16 protein-coding genes are annotated in these 18,021 nt (G+C 57.9%); 7 read left to right on the forward strand and 9 right to left on the reverse strand.

The features are described 5' to 3' along the window. Window positions 1-190 precede the first annotated feature (190 nt). From GHO42_RS08595 to GHO42_RS08610, 5 genes are all read left to right on the forward strand, one after another. Window positions 191-1,774, forward strand: coding sequence for a peptide chain release factor 3 (locus GHO42_RS08595; RefSeq protein ID WP_016779471.1), 1,584 nt, complete (start codon window positions 191-193; stop codon window positions 1,772-1,774). Between the two features lie 324 nt (window positions 1,775-2,098). Continuing rightward, entirely contained in the window at window positions 2,099-2,485 is a 387-nt protein-coding gene (locus tag GHO42_RS26280) for an S-type pyocin domain-containing protein (RefSeq protein ID WP_345789305.1), read from the forward strand. Continuing rightward, window positions 2,407-2,715, forward strand: coding sequence for an HNH endonuclease signature motif containing protein (locus tag GHO42_RS26285; protein ID WP_306106498.1), 309 nt, complete (start codon window positions 2,407-2,409; stop codon window positions 2,713-2,715). The genes GHO42_RS26280 and GHO42_RS26285 overlap by 79 nt, the downstream gene beginning before the upstream one ends. Further along, complete coding sequence (locus GHO42_RS08605) at window positions 2,715-2,978, forward strand: bacteriocin immunity protein (protein WP_133145186.1); 264 nt, start codon at window positions 2,715-2,717, stop codon at window positions 2,976-2,978. Before GHO42_RS26285 ends, GHO42_RS08605 begins: the two co-directional genes overlap by 1 nt. A gap of 344 nt (window positions 2,979-3,322) precedes the next feature. After that, a complete protein-coding gene (locus GHO42_RS08610) occupies window positions 3,323-3,607 on the forward strand; it encodes a hypothetical protein (protein WP_178102596.1) in 285 nt (94 codons plus the stop codon). Window positions 3,608-3,770: 163 nt separating this feature from the next. Here the strand turns inward: GHO42_RS08610 and GHO42_RS08620 are convergent, their stop codons facing one another. The 9 genes from GHO42_RS08620 to GHO42_RS08660 all read right to left on the reverse strand — a co-directional run bounded on the left by GHO42_RS08620 (window position 3,771) and on the right by GHO42_RS08660 (window position 15,713). Further along, window positions 3,771-4,745: a peptide ABC transporter ATP-binding protein gene (locus GHO42_RS08620; RefSeq protein WP_153328065.1), complete on the reverse strand. Its 975-nt coding sequence runs from the start codon at window positions 4,743-4,745 to the stop codon at window positions 3,771-3,773. Next, window positions 4,745-5,713 (reverse strand): ABC transporter ATP-binding protein, encoded by a 969-nt coding sequence (locus tag GHO42_RS08625; RefSeq protein ID WP_095001578.1) that lies wholly within the window; start codon window positions 5,711-5,713, stop codon window positions 4,745-4,747. Before GHO42_RS08625 ends, GHO42_RS08620 begins: the two co-directional genes overlap by 1 nt. Before the next feature lie 10 nt (window positions 5,714-5,723). Then, window positions 5,724-6,635, reverse strand: a complete 912-nt coding sequence (locus GHO42_RS08630; protein WP_095001577.1) for an ABC transporter permease subunit — start codon at window positions 6,633-6,635, stop codon at window positions 5,724-5,726. 10 nt (window positions 6,636-6,645) lie between these two features. Next, window positions 6,646-7,656 (reverse strand): ABC transporter permease subunit, encoded by a 1,011-nt coding sequence (locus GHO42_RS08635; RefSeq protein WP_095001576.1) that lies wholly within the window; start codon window positions 7,654-7,656, stop codon window positions 6,646-6,648. Between the two features lie 74 nt (window positions 7,657-7,730). Continuing rightward, window positions 7,731-9,326: an ABC transporter substrate-binding protein gene (locus GHO42_RS08640; RefSeq protein WP_153328063.1), complete on the reverse strand. Its 1,596-nt coding sequence runs from the start codon at window positions 9,324-9,326 to the stop codon at window positions 7,731-7,733. 88 nt (window positions 9,327-9,414) lie between these two features. Beyond that, the gene (locus GHO42_RS08645; RefSeq protein ID WP_095024053.1) at window positions 9,415-10,779 is read right to left on the reverse strand and encodes an OprD family porin; all 1,365 of its coding nucleotides are present in this window, start codon (window positions 10,777-10,779) and stop codon (window positions 9,415-9,417) included. Window positions 10,780-11,060: 281 nt separating this feature from the next. After that, on the reverse strand, window positions 11,061-12,659 hold the full coding sequence (locus GHO42_RS08650; RefSeq protein WP_095001573.1) for an ABC transporter substrate-binding protein: 1,599 nt from the start codon (window positions 12,657-12,659) through the stop codon (window positions 11,061-11,063). Window positions 12,660-12,956: 297 nt separating this feature from the next. After that, complete coding sequence (locus tag GHO42_RS08655) at window positions 12,957-14,582, reverse strand: ABC transporter substrate-binding protein (protein ID WP_095018283.1); 1,626 nt, start codon at window positions 14,580-14,582, stop codon at window positions 12,957-12,959. 414 nt (window positions 14,583-14,996) lie between these two features. Beyond that, window positions 14,997-15,713, reverse strand: a complete 717-nt coding sequence (locus GHO42_RS08660) for an SIMPL domain-containing protein (RefSeq protein ID WP_095001570.1) — start codon at window positions 15,711-15,713, stop codon at window positions 14,997-14,999. 382 nt (window positions 15,714-16,095) lie between these two features. On the opposite strand from GHO42_RS08660, the gene GHO42_RS08665 reads away from it, so the two are divergent. Together GHO42_RS08665 and GHO42_RS08670 are read left to right on the forward strand one after the other, a co-directional pair. Beyond that, on the forward strand, window positions 16,096-17,358 hold the full coding sequence (locus GHO42_RS08665; RefSeq protein WP_133144784.1) for an ATP-binding protein: 1,263 nt from the start codon (window positions 16,096-16,098) through the stop codon (window positions 17,356-17,358). Continuing rightward, a complete protein-coding gene (locus GHO42_RS08670) occupies window positions 17,351-17,911 on the forward strand; it encodes a response regulator transcription factor (protein WP_016779485.1) in 561 nt (186 codons plus the stop codon). Before GHO42_RS08665 ends, GHO42_RS08670 begins: the two co-directional genes overlap by 8 nt. Window positions 17,912-18,021: the final 110 nt, after the last annotated feature.

The raw sequence follows: 18,021 nt of genomic DNA on the forward strand, positions 1-18,021 counted from the left end.
TGCTGATATTTCAGCCCCTGACGCTTTGTCGTATCAGGAGAGTGGACGCCTCCACTGTTTAAAAGGTTCACATTTTTTACGGCACATTGCCACCCTTGTCCGACGAGCCACGGTTCCAACGGTGGCTGTAGGCGCCTGATTTGAGCTATAATCCGCGCCCTTTTTTGAATCAATCGTCAGGCGATTTCCCATGACCAACCAGGCCGCCGAAGTCGCGAAACGCCGCACTTTCGCCATTATTTCCCACCCCGATGCGGGTAAGACCACCATCACCGAAAAGCTCTTGCTGATGGGTAAGGCGATTGCTGTCGCCGGTACGGTGAAATCGCGAAAGTCCGACCGCCATGCCACCTCCGACTGGATGGAAATGGAGAAACAACGGGGTATTTCGATTACCACGTCGGTCATGCAGTTCCCGTATCGCGACAACATGATCAACCTGCTCGACACCCCGGGCCACGAAGACTTCTCCGAAGACACCTACCGCACGCTGACCGCGGTCGACTCGGCGCTGATGGTCCTCGACGGCGGTAAGGGCGTTGAGCCACGTACCATCGCCCTGATGGACGTGTGTCGTCTGCGTGACACGCCAATCGTCAGCTTTATCAACAAACTCGACCGCGATATTCGCGACCCGATCGAGTTGCTGGACGAGATCGAAGCGGTCCTGAAAATCAAGGCGGCGCCGATCACCTGGCCGATCGGCTGCTACCGCGATTTCAAGGGTGTCTACCACCTGGCAGACGACTACATCATCGTCTACACCGCCGGTCATGGGCATGAGCGCACCGAAACCAAAATCATCGAAAAGCTCGATTCCGATGAAGCCCGTGCCCACTTGGGTGACGAGTACGATCGTTTTGTTGATCAACTGGAACTGGTTCAGGGCGCTTGCCATGAATTCAACCAGCAGGAATTTCTCGACGGCCAGTTGACCCCGGTGTTCTTCGGTACCGCACTGGGCAACTTTGGTGTCGACCATGTGCTCGACGCGGTAGTTGACTGGGCCCCGAAGCCGCTGGCCCGTGTTGCCAACGAGCGTACCGTCGAGCCGGTTGAAGAGAAATTCACCGGTTTCGTGTTCAAGATCCAGGCGAACATGGACCCGAAACACCGCGACCGTATCGCCTTTATGCGCATTTGCTCGGGCAAATACGAAAAGGGCATGAAAATGCGCCATGTGCGCACCGGCAAAGATGTTCGTATCGGCGATGCGCTGACGTTCTTCTCCTCCGAGCGTGAACAGCTCGAAGAGGCTTTTGCGGGTGATATCATCGGTTTGCACAACCACGGCACCATCCAGATCGGTGACACCTTCACCGAAGGTGAGAGCCTGAGCTTCACCGGTATTCCGCACTTTGCCCCGGAACTGTTCCGTCGCGTACGTCTGCGCGATCCACTCAAGTCCAAGCAATTGCGCCAGGGCTTGCAGCAACTGGCCGAAGAGGGCGCCACCCAGGTGTTCTTCCCGGAGCGCAGCAACGACATCATCCTGGGCGCCGTGGGTGTGCTGCAGTTCGACGTGGTCGCCAGCCGCTTGAAAGAAGAATACAAAGTGGAATGCTCCTACGAGCCGATCACTGTGTACTCGGCTCGCTGGATTGATTGCGACGATAAGAAGAAGCTCGAAGAGTTCAGCGTCAAAGCTGTGGAAAACCTGGCCGTGGACGGTGGCGGTCACCTGACCTATCTGGCTCCGACCCGCGTCAACCTGGCGTTGATGGAAGAGCGCTGGCCGGATGTGAAGTTCCGCGCAACCCGCGAGCATCACTAAGCACTCAGGTGTCTGGTTGATAAAAAAGCGAAGCCCTTGGGCTTCGCTTTTTTTTGCGCAAATTTTGTAACCGCTGCCGCAGACTGCGATCGAGCCCTTAGGAGCGCAAAGGCCTGCGGACCTATTCGCGCCTTGTCCGGTTTATTCGCAGGCACAGCTTCGGGGTTTTTGGTGGGGGTGTCTGCCTTGGTGTATTCGCCCAAACTGGCAAATGGCGAATTGCCTGAGCGCTATGCATTTAGTAGGCCGCTCTCGGATCTGGCACCTGGGCTCAACGACGATCTATCAGCAATTGCTGCCGCCAATGGCAATGTTGATCTGCCAGTGCGTATCAGTTCAAAAACAGCCGCAGATGGGCAGTCTGAAGTTTTTGTCGCTTTGGCGGATGGCATAACTGTGCCGTCGAATGTCAGGGTTGTAGCTGCAACGTTTAACGCACAGCTGAATGTTTACAGCGTAACCACTGAAGATGTACCGCCAAGGACGTTGACCTGGACACCCATCGTCGATCCGGGGAATAGCTCGACTACTTCCCCTGCCGAGCAACCAGTGCCAACGGTTTACACTGGCGCCACTGTCACGCCAGTACGGGTATCTGGCTGGGGGCTGCGGCGCAGGGTGAGGGTGCTGCGGTGCCGTCACAGATTGCTGATCGGCTTCGGGGAAGGGAGTTCAAGAATTTCAAGGCGTTTCGAGAGGCGTTTTGGGTAGAAATAACGAAAGATCCGGTGCTGTCACAGCAGTTTATAGCTCCAAATAGAGCCCGAATGAGCATCGGTAATGCAGCTAAGACCAGGAAAAGTGATGCAGTGGGCAAGCGGTCCTCATTTGAAATACATCATGTCCATGAAGTCGCTAAGGGGGGAGATATTTACAATGTTGAAAATATGTTGATTTTGACCCCTAAGCGTCACCTGGATATTCATAAAGGAGCGAAATGATGGAGCTGAAAAGTAGTTTCTCTGAGTATACGGAAGCCGAGTTCTTGGTGTTTATGAAAGAAATATTCCAGGAGAACATTGCTGAAACTGATGAACGCCTTGACAAGCTTCTGGCGCATTTTGAAAAAGTCACTGAGCATCCTGAAGGTACAGACCTTATCTACTATGCCGCATCTGATTTGGACAGCACTCCAGAAGCTATAACCAAGAAAGTCAGTGAATGGCGAGCCGCCAACGGTAAGCCTGGCTTCAAATCTGCTTGATTTTTGCTTGTTCAGCCCAGCCATCCAGTGATCATGGGTGGCTGGGCTTTTTATTGGCTAAATGTCTACGGCTATCAATTCAACTATCTAACGCACGTGTCTTCAGTAGTCGCTGCCGAAGGCTGTGATCGCGTCCGAAGCAGTTTACGACTGCTACGCAGTCGGACGTAGCCTCGCGCTGCTCGTCAACGGCTACAAGTGAGCGTATGGCCCACCACATAGTATCGACAAACGCGGCTGCGTTACTCCGAATGGGTATATCCCAGCCTGTGAGTTTCTGGAAAAGCTGAAAGGGGCGAACTAGGTTTAAAGGGTGCTTTTCTCATAACAGGATGGAAATCGCGATGAAGCTTTTTCAACGCATTGTGCTGTTGCTCAAGGTGCTGGTGCTGCTGACGGTGAGTGCCTCGGCGGCTTGGGCGAGCAACCCGCTGAGCAGCACGGGGGCCGGGTTTTCAGTAACAGGCGTGCCGGGGCCGACACTTCATGCCATCTACAAGTCGGATTCCGAACCTGGGGACCAGGGGCAGGGCGGCAGTTCGGGGGATGATGACCAGACCGATGGTGATGGCGGCGGTGACGGTGGGGATAACGGCGATGAGGGCGATGAAGGCGATAGCCAGACGTAATGCATTACCTCTATGTGTAGCCGCTGCCGAAGGCTGCGTTCGATTGCGAAGCAATCGTAAAACCTGAGCTTGCGGTATGTCTGTTACTCCGCGGGCCTCGATTTTACGACGGCTGTGCCGCCGAACGCAGCCTTCGTTCCTCGGCAGCTGCTACGGGTCGTGTTTAGCTCTGCAAAAACTGCTCCGCGTGATGGCAGGTAACCTGGCGGTTGTCGAGCAGGCGCAGTACAGGTTCGTCTGTGCTGCACAACTCGGTCGCATACGGGCAGCGCTTGTGAAAGGCGCAACCTGATGGCGGGTTCAGCGGGTTGGGCAGCTCGCCGACGATCTTGATTTTTGGCTTGAGCGGATCGGGGTGGATCGTCGGCGTGGCCGACAGCAGCGCCTGGGTGTAGGGGTGCAACGGCCGGGTGTAGATCTCCTCCTTGGGGCCCATCTCTACCGGGCGACCGAGGTACATCACCAGTACCGTGTCGGCCACATGTCGCACCACCGCCAGGTTATGGGAAATGAACACGTAGGCAGTGTTGAACTCCTGCTGCAAATCCATAAACAGGTTAAGCACCTGCGCCTGGATCGACACGTCCAGCGCCGAGGTTGGTTCGTCCGCCACCAGCACCTTGGGTTGCAACATCATGGCCCGGGCCAGGGCGATACGCTGGCGCTGGCCCCCCGAGAACATATGCGGGTAGCGCTGGTAATGCTCGGGGCGCAAGCCGACCTGTTTCATCATGGCCTGGACTTTTTCGCGGCGCTCGCTGGCGCTCAGGCTGGTGTTGATGAGCAGCGGCTCGGCCAGTTGATCGCCGATTTTCTGCCGCGGGTTGAGCGAGGCGTAGGGGCTCTGGAACACCATCTGCACGTCTTTGCGCAGTTGTTTGCGCTCGGCCTTGTTGGCCCCTGCAACTTCTTGCCCGGCAATTTTCAGCGAGCCCGAGGAGGGCTCTTCAATCAAGGTCAACGCGCGGGCCAGGGTGGATTTTCCGCAACCGGACTCTCCCACCACGGCAAGGGTTTTACCGGCTTCCAGTTCAAATGACACGCCGTTGAGTGCGCGCACCAGCGCATGGCCTTTGAACATGCCACGGGATACTTCGTAGTGACGGGTTAGGTCGCGGGCGGTAAGAACAACAGTCATTACGCCACCTCCTGATTCAAGGGGAAGAAGCAGCGCACCTGGCTGTGAGCCTGTTGCTCCAGCGCAGGACGTTGTTGACGACATTGCTCTTGTACATACGGGCAGCGCGGTGACAGCAGGCAGCCTTTGGGCCGGTCATAGCGACCGGGCACGATGCCGGGCAAGGTCGACAGACGGGCAGCGCCCATGCTGTGTTCCGGGATCGCAGCCAGCAGCGCCTCGCTGTACGGGTGCGCGGGCACATCAAACAGCCCCGGCACGTTGCCGACTTCCACGGCCTGGCCGGCGTACATCACGCATACCCGCTGGGCGGTTTCGGCGACTACGGCGAGGTCGTGGGTAATCAGCACCAGGCCCATGTTCTGTTCGCGTTGCAGGCTCAGCAGCAGGTCCATGATCTGCGCCTGGATGGTTACGTCCAGGGCCGTGGTAGGTTCGTCGGCGATCAGCAGTTTGGGTTCACCGGCAATCGCCATGGCAATCGCCACGCGCTGGCTCATGCCGCCTGACAGTTGGTGCGGGTAGGCGTCCATGCGGCTGGCAGCCCCCGGGATTTCAACTTTTTCCAGCAGCTCGATGGCCCGTTTGCGCGCTGCCTTGGCGGACATTTTCAGGTGCAGGCGCAGCACTTCCTCGATCTGGAAACCCACGGTGTAGCTGGGGTTCAGTGCGGTCATGGGGTCCTGGAAGACCATCGCCATGTCCTTGCCGACGATCTGGCGGCGCTGACGCGCGCTGAGGGTCAGCATGTTCTTGCCGTCGAAGGTCAGCGCGTCGGCGCTGACGATACCAGGGTGCTCGATCAGGCCCATCAGCGCCATCATGGTCACGGACTTGCCCGACCCCGACTCACCGACAATTGCCAGTACTTCGCCTTTATCCACAGACAGGCTCAGGCCGTCTACCACCGGCACGGCCGTAGCGTCGCCAAAACGGACATTGAGATTCTTGATTTCTAACAGTGACATGGGAATCTCCTCAGGCGGCGTTCTTGAGTTTCGGGTCCAGCGCATCGCGCAGGCCGTCGCCCATCAGGTTGATTGCCAGCACGCTGAGCAAAATGGTCAAGCCAGGCAGGCTGACGACCCACCACGCGCGTTCGATATAGTCGCGGGCCGAAGCCAGCATGGTGCCCCACTCAGGGGTTGGCGGTTGTACGCCGAGGCCAAGAAAGCCCAGTGCTGCGGCGTCGAGGATCGCCGAGGAGAAACTCAGGGTGGCCTGCACGATCAGCGGCGCCATGCAGTTGGGCAGCACAGTGATAAACATCAGGCGCGGCAGACTGGCACCGGCCAGGCGGGCAGCGGTCACATAGTCGCGGTTCAGCTCGCCCATCACGGCGGCACGGGTCAGACGCACGTACGATGGCAACGACACCACGGCAATGGCGATCACGGTGTTGATCAGGCCAGGGCCGAGGATGGCGACAATCGCCACGGCCAGCAGCAAGGAAGGCAGGGCCAGCATGATGTCCATCAACCGCATGATGCCCGGGCCGAGAAGGCGCGGAAAAAAGCCGGCAAACAGGCCCAGGATCACGCCCGGAATCAGCGAGATGACCACAGACGACAAACCGATCAACAGCGACAGCCGTGAACCTTCGATCAGGCGTGACAGCAGGTCGCGACCCAGTTCATCGGTGCCCAGTAGAAATTGCCAGTTGCCGCCTTCCAGCCAGACCGGCGGGGTCAGCAGAAAGTCGCGGTATTGCTCACTCGGGCTATGGGGGGCGACCCACGGGGCGAAGATCGCGCAGAACACGATGATGGTCATGAAAATCAGACCCGCCACAGCGCCCTTGTTCCGGGAGAAGGCATGCCAGAATTCTTTGTACGGTGATGGATAAAGCAGGCTTTGATCCACTTCGGTCGTGCTTGGGGAGGTGCTCATGGTCAGGATCTCAGCGCTGGTGACGGATGCGTGGGTTGGCAAAGCCGTAGAGGATGTCGACTACGAAGTTGACCAGAATCACCAGGCAGGCGATTAGCAGGATGCCGTTTTGCACCACGGGATAGTCCCGGGCGCCAATGGCTTCGATCAGCCATTTACCGATACCAGGCCACGAAAAAATGGTTTCGGTCAGGACTGCACCGGCCAGCAGGGTGCCCACTTGCAGGCCGACCACGGTCAGTACCGGGATCAGGGCGTTGCGCAGGCCGTGCACGAACACCACGCGGGCGGGTGACAGGCCTTTGGCGCGGGCGGTACGGATGTAGTCTTCGCGCAGCACTTCAAGCATGGATGAGCGGGTCATCCGCGCGATCACGGCCAGCGGAATGGTACCCAGCACAATGGCCGGCAGAATCAGGTGGTGCAACGCGTCCCAGAAGGCTTCGGGCTCGTCGCTGAGCAGGGTGTCGATAAGCATGAAGCCGGTTTTGGGCTCTATGTCGTAGAGCAGGTCGATACGCCCGGACACCGGGGTCCAGCCCAGGCCCACGGAGAAGAACATGATCAGGATCAGGCCCCACCAGAAGATCGGCATCGAATACCCCGCCAGGGAGATACCCATCACGCCGTGGTCAAACAATGAGCCGCGTTTGAGTGCCGCGATCACTCCCGCCAGTAGCCCGAGGATGCCGGCGAACAACAGGGCGGCGCTGGCCAGTTCCAGCGTGGCGGGGAAAAGTGCGGAAAATTCGCTCCACACGCTTTCACGGGTGCGCAATGACTCGCCCAGATCGCCATGTGCCAGTTTGCTGACGTAGTCGATGTACTGCTCGTGCAGCGGCTTGTTCAGACCCAGGCGCTCCATGGCCTGGGCGTGCATTTCAGGGTCTACCCGGCGCTCACCCATCATGACTTCGACCGGGTCACCCGGGATCATGCGAATCAGGGCAAAGGTGAGCAAGGTGATGCCGAAGAACGTGGGGATCAACAACCCCACTCGGCGGGCAATAAAACTAAACATCGTGTGGTGTTCCTTATCAGCCGGTCAGGCAGGTCCGCCGGGGTTGAGGTAAACCCTGGCGGGTTTTTATTGTTCTACTTCACCTGGGTTGTGGCGAAGTTGTTGTTGGTCAGGGGGCTAAGGGTATAGCCCTCGACGTTTTTGCGCATCGCCGTGAACAGCATAGGATGGGTTACGTTGATCCAGGGTTGGTCCTGATTAAAAATCATCTGTGCCTGTTGATAGAACTCGGCCCGTTGCGAGGGTTCAGTGATACCACGGGCTTTGGTGATCAGGCTTTCGAAGTCCTTGTTGCACCAGCGGGCGTAGTTCTCGCCGTTTTTGGCCGCCTCGCAGCTAAGCAGCGGGGTCAGGAAGTTATCCGGGTCGCCGTTATCGCCGCCCCAACCGGTCGACACCAGATCATGTTCGCCATTTTTGGCGCGCTTGAGCATTTCGCCCCATTCCATGACCCGGATATCCAGCTTGAGGCCGATTTGTGCCAGGTCGGACTGCAGCAACTGCGCACCCAGCATCGGGTTGGGGTTGGTCGGGCCGCCGCCGTTGCGGGTGAATAGGGTCAGTACCGTGCCTTCAGGTACCCCGGCTTCCTTGAGCAAGGCCCGGGCCTTGTCCAGGTCGCGGGGCGGCCGCTGAATGCTGGTGTTGTAGCCCAGCATGGTCGGCGGGTAAGGGTTGACGGCCAGCAGTGCGTTGCCTTCGCCGTGGACGGAGTTCAGATAGGTCTGCTTGTCGAAGGCCATGTCGATGGCTTTGCGTACGCGCACATCGCTCAGGTACTTGTGACTGGTATTCATGGCGATATAGCTGGTCATCAGGGCGGCCAGCTCATCGACCTTGAGGTTGGGGTCCTTGCGGATGTTCTTGAGCTCATCAGGCTTGGGGTACAGCGCGATCTGGCATTCGTTGGCCTTGAGCTTTTGCAGGCGCACGTTGCTGTCGGTGGCGATGGCGAAGATCAGCGCATCACTGGGCGGTTTGCCACGGAAGTAGTCCGGGTTGGCCTTGAAGCGTACCTGGGCATCCTTGTTGTAGCGCACGAAGATAAACGGGCCGGTGCCGATCGGCTTGGCATTGAGGTCGGCGGTTTTGCCGGACTTGAGCAACTGGTCGGCGTATTCGGCGGAGTAGATGGAATTGAACGGCATGGCCACGTCGCGCAGAAACGGCGCTTCAGGGTGGTTGAGAGTGATTTTTACCGTCAGGTCGTCAACTTTCTCGACGCTCTTGAGCAGGTCCTTGAAACCCATGCTTTCAAAGTAGGGGTAACCGACCAGCGACAGTTTGTGCCACGGGTGATTCGGGTCCAGCTGGCGCTGAAAACTCCAGACCACGTCATCGGCGTTCAGGGTTCGGGTCGGTTTGAAATAATCAGTGGTGTGAAACTTTACGTCGGGACGCAGGTGAAATGTGTATTCAAGCCCGTCCGGGCTGATGTCCCAGCGCTCGGCCAGGGCGGGCTCCACATCCGTGGTGCCGGGGGCAAAGTCGACCAGGCGGTTGAGTATGGTCTCGGCCGAAGCATCGGCAGTCACGGCGGTGGTGAACTGGACGATGTCGAACCCTTCAGGGCTGGCTTCAGTGCAGACCACCAGGGTTTTCGCGCTGACACTCACAGTGGTGCAGAGCAGTGCCGCGGCCAGGGCAGTGCGTAGTGGGAATCTTTTCATAGCAACCCTCTCCAGAGTCGGGTGAGCCAGCGTAACGGCTGCGGCTGATTCGTCGAATCAGCCGCAGCCTTCGGGTTTGAGCAGTTTTTTACAGAATGTTGAACGGAATGGTGGTCACCAGGCGGAATTCGTTGATGTTGCCGTCAGACTGGTTTTTGCTGGCGCGGTGCGTGGTGTACGTCGCGCGAATCGCGGTGGCTTTCAGCGGGCCACTTTGGATTGCATAGGACGTGCCAACGCTGTACTCGTAATGGGTTTCGCCGTCCATGTTCTTCACGTCGTAGGCGGTGCCGGTGTACTTGGTGCCATCGATATCCCAGCCGCGGGCGTGGTAGGCGTTGAACTTGAGGCCCGGAATGCCGTACTGGGCCATGTTGATGCTGTAGGCCAGTTGCAGGGATTTCTCGTTCGGGCCGTTGAAGTCCGAGAGCAGGGAGTTGGCCAGGTAGATGCCGTTTGTTTCGTGCAGGTAGTCGAAGTATTCGTCGCCGACGATCTGCTGGAACGACAGGCTCAGGGTGTGGGCCTGGTGGGTCAGGGCAAAGGCCAGGCTGTAGGCGTCGTTGTTGATGTTGCCCAGGGCCTTGCTGCCGGTATCCAGGGTCTTGTAGTAGTTGAAGTTGGTATTCAGGCCCAGGGTGGCGTTGTCGCCCATGTCGTGTACGGCGCCGAAGTAGTACTGGTTCCAGAAGTCTTCAACGTGGGTTGCGTACAGCGTGGTCTTCAGGCTCTTGAACGGCTGGTAGTTGAGGCCGGCGACGCTGGCGCGATCGGTTTCAACCCCGGTTGCGCCGTATTCGCTGCGGAACTTGCTCAGGCTCGACTCGGTACGCGGGGACACGCGGTCAAAGGAGCCGGCATCGAACGACAGGTTGTTGAACTCTTCACTGTGCAGGCCCACCCCTTGAAAGCTGGAAGGCAGTGCGCGGTTACCGATCACGTCGATGGTCGGGCTGCTGAAGTTCTGTCGGCCTACGGTCAGCGTGGTGTTGGAGATGCGGGCGCTGAGGTTGGCCAGGCCCAGCTTGCTCCACTGGCCGACGGCGTCGCCGTCGCTGTGGGTCAGGGTGCGGTTGTTTGGCCCGGCGATGTCCTTGGCGTCGCGATCCAGGGCAATGGCGTTGTAAGCCGCGACCTGGGTGCTGAAGCCTACGGTGCCTTCGGTGAAGCCCGACTTGTAGTCGAGGATGGTGCCCTGTACCCAGTTGATCCGGCGCGGGGTGGATTCACGGGTGCCGTGGTTGTTGTAGCTGAAACGGTCATCGCGACGCTTGAGCTCGTTGGCGTACCAGTTGCGGGTAGTGCCGCCCAGGGTCTGGTCTTCGACAAAGCCCTTGGTCTCGCTTTGAGCGCTGCTGGCTTTGAGTTCGGTCGGCATGAATTCATCGGCATTGGCCATCGCAGTGATGCTGCTGATGGACAAGGCCAATAACGCGCGGCTGGTGAGTTTCATGGTTGAGGCTCCTCTTTGGTTTCTTCTTTTTATGGCCGGTCTTTTTTTGTGATGACTCGGCTGTTGTAAAACGATTTAAAGCATTGCAAACGTTTGCCTGGTGCAGATTTGGCGAAGTTTTAGCGGGCCATGGGTTAAGTGACCTGCTGAAAGAGCGGTGTTGTTTGTGATCTCTGTTGTGGGAGCGAGCCTGCTCGCGAAGGTCGTTGGCGATACCGCGCTGCTCTTGAGGACTTCGCGAGCAGGCTCGCTCCCACAGTGGCACTGTTCTATTGGAGTAATCAGTCCTTGAGGCTGACACCTGAGAAGGCGTTACGGCCAAAGGGGCTGACCGTGAACCCTTCGACTTTGGCGCTCAGCGGCTGGTTGACTGTGGAGTGCGCAATGGGGGTGATCGGCACCTGTTGCTTGAGCAACTGCTGGGCCTGTTTGTAGAGCACCGTGCGCTGATCGCGATCGGTCACGACCTTGGCATTCTTGACCAGGGTGTCGTACTCCTTGTTGCACCACATGGAGTAGTTGTTGCCACCAATCGCGTCGCAGCTGTAGAGGGTGCCGAGCCAGTTGTCCGGGTCACCGTTGTCGCCGGTCCAGCCAATCAGGCTGATGTCGTGCTCACCGTTTTTGGTGCGCTTGATGTACTCGCCCCATTCATAGCTGACGATCTTGACCTTGAGGCCGATCTTGGCCCAGTCCGACTGCAGCATTTCGGCCATCAGCTTGGCGTTCGGGTTGTAGGGGCGCTGTACGGGCATGGCCCACAGGGTTATTTCGGTGCCGTCCTTGACCCCAGCGGCTTTGAGCAGCTCTTTGGCTTTTTCCGGGTTGTAGGGGGCGTCGGTAATGGTTTCGTCGTAGGACCATTGCGTTGGCGGCATGGCGTTGACGGCTTTTTGGCCTGCGCCCTGATACACCGCCTTGAGGATCTCGTCCTTGTTGACCGCCATGTCCAGGGCCTGGCGCACCTGCAACTGGTCGAACGGTTTGTGCTGCACGTTGTAGGCTATGTAACCGAGGTTGAAGCCGGGCTTTTCAATCACCTGCAGCTTCGGATCGGCCTTGAGGCCGGCAACGTCGGCCGGGCGCGGGTTGAGCGAGACCTGGCATTCGTTTTTACGCAGCTTTTGCATGCGCGCCGAGGCATCGACGCTGATCGAGAAAATCAGGTTGTCGAGCTTGACCTGGCTGGGGGCCCAATAGTCCTTGTTGGCGGCGTAGCGGATGTTCGAGTCTTTCTGATAACGCTGGAACACATACGGGCCGGTGCCGACAGGCTTCTGGTTGATATCGCTGGGCTTGCCGCTCTTGAGCAACTGGTCGGCGTATTCGGCCGACAGGATGGCGGCAAAGCTCATGGCCAGGTTTTGAATAAAGGCGGCGTCTACCGAGTTGAGTTTCATGACCACGGTCATGGGACCGGTTTTTTCGACGCTGGCGATGTTCTTGTCCAGGCTCATGCCGTTGAAGTACGGGAACTCGGTGGGGTAGGCCTTGCGGAAGGGATGGTCCGGGTTGAGCATACGGTTGAACGTAAAGAGCACGTCATCGGCATCGAAGTTGCGGGTCGGGGTGAACCATTTTGTGGTGTGGAACTTGACCCCGTCACGCAGGTGGAACGTCCACGTCAGGCCGTCTTCGGAAACATCCCAGCTCGTTGCCAGGGCCGGAACGGCTGCGGTGCCACCTTTTTCAAACTCAGCGAGGCGGTTGTAAATGGGCTCGGCCGCGTCGTTGTCGGTGGCGGTGGTGTACTGCGCGGTGTCAAAACCGGCCGGGCTGCCTTCGGAACAAAACACCAGGCTGTTGGCTGCGTTTGCGAGTGGGCTGCCGGCAAGTACGCCGGCGCCGATCAATACTGATAAAACCAGAGGGTTGCGCATGGCGTTCCCTATCCTTTTTTTATTTTTGAGTCCTGAGCGCGCCTTGATCGAAGGCGTACGGTTCAGGGCGTCGATGCCATCAACTACTGCGCCTCACCCGCTGCAATAGACTGCCCTTGGCCGAAGTTAAGCAGCCGGCGCTCAGCAGTAAATACATGGGATCTGACAATCTTGTAGGAATCGTCTTGGCTTCCTATAGCCTCTGATGTAGTCAGATATGGCTTTAGGCTGTAGGTGATTTCCACCGTCCTGGTAGATAAGTGAATGCAGCCTTGTAGCCGCATTCACCGGTCCTTGTTATTTGCCGACGCTGACCCCGTAGAAGGAGTTCAGGCCAAACGGGCTGATCTTGAAATCTTCTACGTTTTTGCGCATCGGTTGATACACCGTCGAGTGTGCGATAGGTGTCATCGGAATCTGGCTTTTGAGTCGTTGCTGCGCCTGTTGGTACAGTTTTGTGCGCTCTGCAATATCAGTGGTGGCCTTGGCGGCTTTGACCAGTTTGTCGAACTCCGGGTCGCACCATTTGGAGAAGTTGTTGCCTTCCAGCGAGTCGCAGCCAAACAGGGTGCCGAGCCAGTTGTCCGGGTCACCGTTGTCGCCGCTCCAGCCAATCAGCATAGCGCCGTTCTCGCCGCCTTTGGAGCGCTTGATGTACTCGCCCCATTCGTAGCTGGTGATCTTGGCCTTGATGCCGATCTTGCTCCAGTCCGACTGGAGCATTTCAGCCATCAGCTTGGCATTGGGGTTATACGGGCGTTGCACCGGCATGGCCCACAGTACGATCTCGGTACCTTCCTTGACGCCTGCTTCCTTGAGCAGTTGTTTGGCTTTTTCCGGATCGAAAGGTGCGTCCTTGATGCTGGTGTCATAGGACCATTGGGTCGGAGGCATGGCACCCACCGCCAGTTGGCCTGCACCCTGGTATACCGAGTCGATGATCTGCTGTTTGTTCACCGACATGTCCAGGGCCTGGCGGACCTTGAGCTGGGACATCGGGTTTGGCTCGTTGCTGCCCTTGATCTTGTCCATCACGTTGTAGGCGATGTAACCGAGGTTGAAGCCCGCTTGATGGGGCATCTTCAGATTCGGGTCTTCACTCAGGGCCTTGAGGTCGGCCGGACGCGGGAAGAGGGTGACCTGGCACTCGTTCTTCTTGAGCTTCTGGACGCGTACCGAGGGGTCGGTGGTGATGGCGAAGATCAGGTTGTCGATCTTGACGTCTTCTGGCTTCCAGTAGTCCTTGTTGCCGGTGTAGCGGATGTTCGAGTCTTTCTGGTAGCTCTTGAACACAAACGGGCCAGTGCCGATCGGTTTCTGGTTGATGTCGGCAGGCTTGCCTTCCTTGAGCAGCTTGTCGGCGTACTCGGCGGACTGGATGGATGCAAAGTGCATCGCCATGTTCTGGATAAACGCGGCATCGACCGAGTTCAGGGTGAACTTGACGGTCTTGTCGTCGATTTTTTCCACCTTGGCGATGTTTTTGTCCATGCCCATGTCGGTGAAATAAGGGAATTCGGTGGGGTAAGCCTTACGGAACGGCATGTCTTTGTCGAGCATGCGGTTGAACGTGAAAAGCACGTCGTCGGCGTTGAAATCGCGGGTTGGCTTGAAGTAAGGGGTGGTGTGGAACTTGACGCCATCACGCAGGTGGAAAGTCCATGTCAGGTTATCTGGCGAGACATCCCAGCTGGTCGCCAGGCCGGGCTCAACCTTGGTGCCGCCACGTTCGAACTGGCTCAGGCGGTTAAAGATGGTCTCGGCCGACGCATCAAAGTCAGTACCGGTGGTGTACTGGCCAGGGTCAAAACCTGCCGGGCTGCCTTCAGAGCAAAACACCAGGTTGGAAGCAGCGTGGGCGAAAGGTGCACTTGCCAACAGGCTGGCGCCTACTAAAAACGGAATGACCGCGTGTTTGAACATGGTGGCCTCATGATTTTTGTCATTTTTGGTTTGAGGGCGACCTTATGAGTCGACCCGGCGATACTTATGCACAGCCCATACCCAATGCAATATGTGGAAGCAGTTGAAGCTTGAAAAGGTGGGACGATCGTACAGGAATGTCGCTTTTATATAACTTATGACGCATTTGATCGTTTGCGCATGGCATTTCGACTCATTTGCTTACATCTGCGGGGGGCTTTTGCGACCTTCTTGCACTGTTTTAGGACAGTGTTGTTACTAATCAATACCCCTGTGCGGGAAACATTGTTGTGAAGGGCAGCGCTGCTGCAGGTAATCACCTTGAGATTCTAGAACGATTGCAGGCGTTTTCCCGGGGGCATAAAAAAACCCCTGAAACGGTCTGGCTTCAGGGGTTGGCAGGGCGTATCAGGCTTACTGCATCTGCACTTCAATCACGCCATCGGCACTCATGCTGACTTCACTGGTGCCGGCTTCGACTTCCGGGGTAGGCGCCGAGTCCATCGCCGGGGCTGCGGCCTTCATCATCATTGCGCTGCGCAGGTAAGGTTGCGGGTAGCCGTTGGTGTTGAGGTTCAGGTTGACGATCTTGTAACCCTTGCCGCCCAGGGCGTCGGTGGCCAACTGGGCGCGAGCCTTGAACGCATTGACAGCGTCCTTGAGCAGCGCGTCTTCGCTGGTTTTGCGCGTGGCATTGGCGACGGTGAACTGCATGCTGCCCATTTTCAGGGTTTGCATCAGATCGCCGGTGAGCTTGGACAGAGCTGCAAAATCGGTGCTTTCAAGGCGCAGTTCTGCGCGTTCACGCCAACCGGTGATCTTCTGGGTTTTGTTGTCGTAAATCGGGTAGCTGTTGCGATTGCCCTGGCGCAGGGTGACTTCCTTGACGGATTTGGCCTGGCCGATGGCTTTGTTCATCGACGTGGTGATTTCTGCGGCCAACTTGGCGGCGTCGGTATTTTGCGCTTCGGTATAGAGGGTCACGATCATCAAGTCGCGAGGCACTTCCTGGCTGGCTTCGGCACGCAGGGAAATCTGGTTGTAATGAATGTCGTCTGCCAGGGCCGGCAGGCTGGCAAGTGCGCCGATGCTCAGGGTCAAAAGGGCAGCGGTGCGTTGGAAGTTGGACATGGAAGCTCCTTGATTGAGAACAGCAATGGCCATATGACTCTAATCAGTGGCCATCAGTTCGCCCAATTACATTTTCGATACATATGGTCTCCACAGATTGCGTAGCAGCTGCCGAAGGAACGAGGCTGCGTTCGAGCGCGAAGCGGTCGTCAATGCTGAGAACCAGATTTAACTAATAGATCGCAATGTCTGATTTCGCGACTGCTTCGCAGCCGAACGCAGCCTCGTTCCTTCGGCAGCTGCTACGAGGGCGTTTTTTGCGCAGGCTTTTAGCCGCATTTTCATAAAAAACACTGTGGCTGTTTGCCGCACTTTTGCCTGCGGGGCCGCCTGCTTGGTTATACTCCCGGTGATCCGCCTGGAGCGCTCATCAGGAGAGCTCATGCTCGCCCCCGTTCAGTTATTGTCCGCAACACGCCAGAACCTCTGGCGTCTTACGTTTATCCGCATGTTGGTGCTGGCCGCGCAAGCGGGTTCAGTGGGCTTTGCCTATCTGTTCAACCTGCTGCCATTACCCTGGTTTCAGCTCAGCATCACCCTTGGGTTTTCCATGCTGTTGTGCGCGTTTACCGCGATCCGGTTGCGCACCACCTGGCCGGTGACTGAGCTGGAATATGCGCTGCAACTGGCCTGTGACCTGTTTATCCACAGTGCCCTGCTGTACTTTTCGGGTGGCTCGGCCAACCCGTTTGTTTCGTATTATCTGGTGCCGCTGACCATCGCCGCCGTCACGCTGCCCTGGCGCTATTCGCTGGTGCTGACCGGGATTGCGCTGGCGCTGTATACGCTGCTGTTGATGCAGTTCTACCCTATAGATACCGTGCCGTTCTTTCGCGAAAAGCTGCAGATTTATGGCATGTGGTTGAGTTTCGCCCTGTCAGCTGCGGTGATCACGTTCTTTGCCGCCAAAATGGGTGAGGAACTGCGCCGTCAGGAAGAACTGCGCGCCCTGCGCCGTGAAGAAGGCCTGCGCGACCAGCAATTGCTGGCCGTGGCCACGCAGGCGGCCGGTGCAGCCCATGAACTGGGGACGCCGTTGTCGACCATGAGCGTGCTGCTCAAGGAGATGCGTCGCGATCACCTTGACTCGGATTTGCAGGACGATCTGAGCGTGCTGCAGGATCAGGTCAAGCTGTGTAAGGAAACCCTGCAGCAACTGGTGCGTGCCGCCGAGGCCAACCGCCGGCTGGCGATCGAGGTTCAGGACGTTACGCAATGGCTGGATGAAGCCCTGAACCGCTGGCACTTGATGCGGCCTGAAGCCACTTATCGCTTCCAGTGCCTGGGCCACGCGCCGGTTCCGCGCCTGGCGCCGCCACCTGACTTGACCCAGGCGCTGCTCAACCTGCTCAACAATGCCGCCGATGCCTGCCCGGAAGGGCTGGAAGTGACAGTCGACTGGGATGCGGTTGATCTGACAATCAGTATTCGTGACCACGGTCCGGGTGTACCGTTGGCCATCGCCGAACAAATCGGCAAACCCTTTTTTACTACCAAGGGCAAAGGCTTCGGTCTGGGCCTATTCTTGAGCAAGGCCAGCGTGACCCGCGCTGGCGGCTCGGTAAAACTCTACAGTCATGAGGATGGCGGTACGCTCACTGAGCTGCGCCTGCCACGTGTCGCCCGAGGAAATGAAAATGAGTGAAGAAATTCAGGTCGAAGGCGAAGAACTGCCGCATTTGTTGTTGGTAGATGACGACGCCACTTTTACCCGTGTGATGGCTCGCGCCATGAGCCGACGCGGTTTTCGCGTGAGCACGGCAGGTTCCGCCGAAGAGGGGCTGATCCTGGCACAACAGGATCTGCCCGATTTTGCCGCGCTGGATCTGAAAATGGACGGCGATTCCGGCCTGGTCCTGCTGCCCAAGCTGCTGGAACTCGACCCGGAGATGCGGGTGGTGATCCTCACCGGTTATTCGAGCATCGCCACCGCCGTTGAGGCGATCAAGCGCGGAGCCTGCAACTACCTGTGCAAACCAGCCGATGCCGATGACGTGCTCGCTGCCTTGCTGTCCCAGCATGCCGACCTGGAAACCCTGGTGCCGGACAACCCGATGTCGGTTGACCGCCTGCAGTGGGAACACATCCAGCGCGTGCTGGGTGAGCATGAAGGCAATATTTCGGCCACTGCCCGCGCCCTGGGCATGCATCGGCGTACCTTGCAGCGCAAATTGCAGAAGCGTCCGGTGCGACGCTGAACGGGAGCTGTAGCATTTGCATTGCGCCTTGCATGCTGACGGCTACAGCTTCTAACCTGTAACAAGACGTGTCCCAGCGTCGTGGGCCGGTTGTCCTGACCGGCTTGCAG

This window comes from Pseudomonas sp. FSL R10-0056 (assembly GCF_009600105.1).
Classification (GTDB): domain Bacteria; phylum Pseudomonadota; class Gammaproteobacteria; order Pseudomonadales; family Pseudomonadaceae; genus Aquipseudomonas; species Aquipseudomonas bubulae.

What these genes read in the sequence shown, in the direction of transcription:
- GHO42_RS08595 (WP_016779471.1), top strand. Translation starts at nt 191, where the DNA reads ATGACCAACCAGGCCGCCGAAGTCGCGAAACGCCGCACTTTCGCCATT.
- GHO42_RS08605 (WP_133145186.1), top strand. Translation starts at nt 2,715, where the DNA reads ATGGAGCTGAAAAGTAGTTTCTCTGAGTATACGGAAGCCGAGTTCTTG.
- GHO42_RS08610 (WP_178102596.1), top strand. Translation starts at nt 3,323, where the DNA reads ATGAAGCTTTTTCAACGCATTGTGCTGTTGCTCAAGGTGCTGGTGCTG.
- GHO42_RS08620 (WP_153328065.1), bottom strand. Translation starts at nt 4,745, where the DNA reads ATGACTGTTGTTCTTACCGCCCGCGACCTAACCCGTCACTACGAAGTA.
- GHO42_RS08625 (WP_095001578.1), bottom strand. Translation starts at nt 5,713, where the DNA reads ATGTCACTGTTAGAAATCAAGAATCTCAATGTCCGTTTTGGCGACGCT.
- GHO42_RS08630 (WP_095001577.1), bottom strand. Translation starts at nt 6,635, where the DNA reads ATGAGCACCTCCCCAAGCACGACCGAAGTGGATCAAAGCCTGCTTTAT.
- GHO42_RS08635 (WP_095001576.1), bottom strand. Translation starts at nt 7,656, where the DNA reads ATGTTTAGTTTTATTGCCCGCCGAGTGGGGTTGTTGATCCCCACGTTC.
- GHO42_RS08640 (WP_153328063.1), bottom strand. Translation starts at nt 9,326, where the DNA reads ATGAAAAGATTCCCACTACGCACTGCCCTGGCCGCGGCACTGCTCTGC.
- GHO42_RS08645 (WP_095024053.1), bottom strand. Translation starts at nt 10,779, where the DNA reads ATGAAACTCACCAGCCGCGCGTTATTGGCCTTGTCCATCAGCAGCATC.
- GHO42_RS08650 (WP_095001573.1), bottom strand. Translation starts at nt 12,659, where the DNA reads ATGCGCAACCCTCTGGTTTTATCAGTATTGATCGGCGCCGGCGTACTT.
- GHO42_RS08655 (WP_095018283.1), bottom strand. Translation starts at nt 14,582, where the DNA reads ATGTTCAAACACGCGGTCATTCCGTTTTTAGTAGGCGCCAGCCTGTTG.
- GHO42_RS08660 (WP_095001570.1), bottom strand. Translation starts at nt 15,713, where the DNA reads ATGTCCAACTTCCAACGCACCGCTGCCCTTTTGACCCTGAGCATCGGC.
- GHO42_RS08665 (WP_133144784.1), top strand. Translation starts at nt 16,096, where the DNA reads ATGCTCGCCCCCGTTCAGTTATTGTCCGCAACACGCCAGAACCTCTGG.
- GHO42_RS08670 (WP_016779485.1), top strand. Translation starts at nt 17,351, where the DNA reads ATGAGTGAAGAAATTCAGGTCGAAGGCGAAGAACTGCCGCATTTGTTG.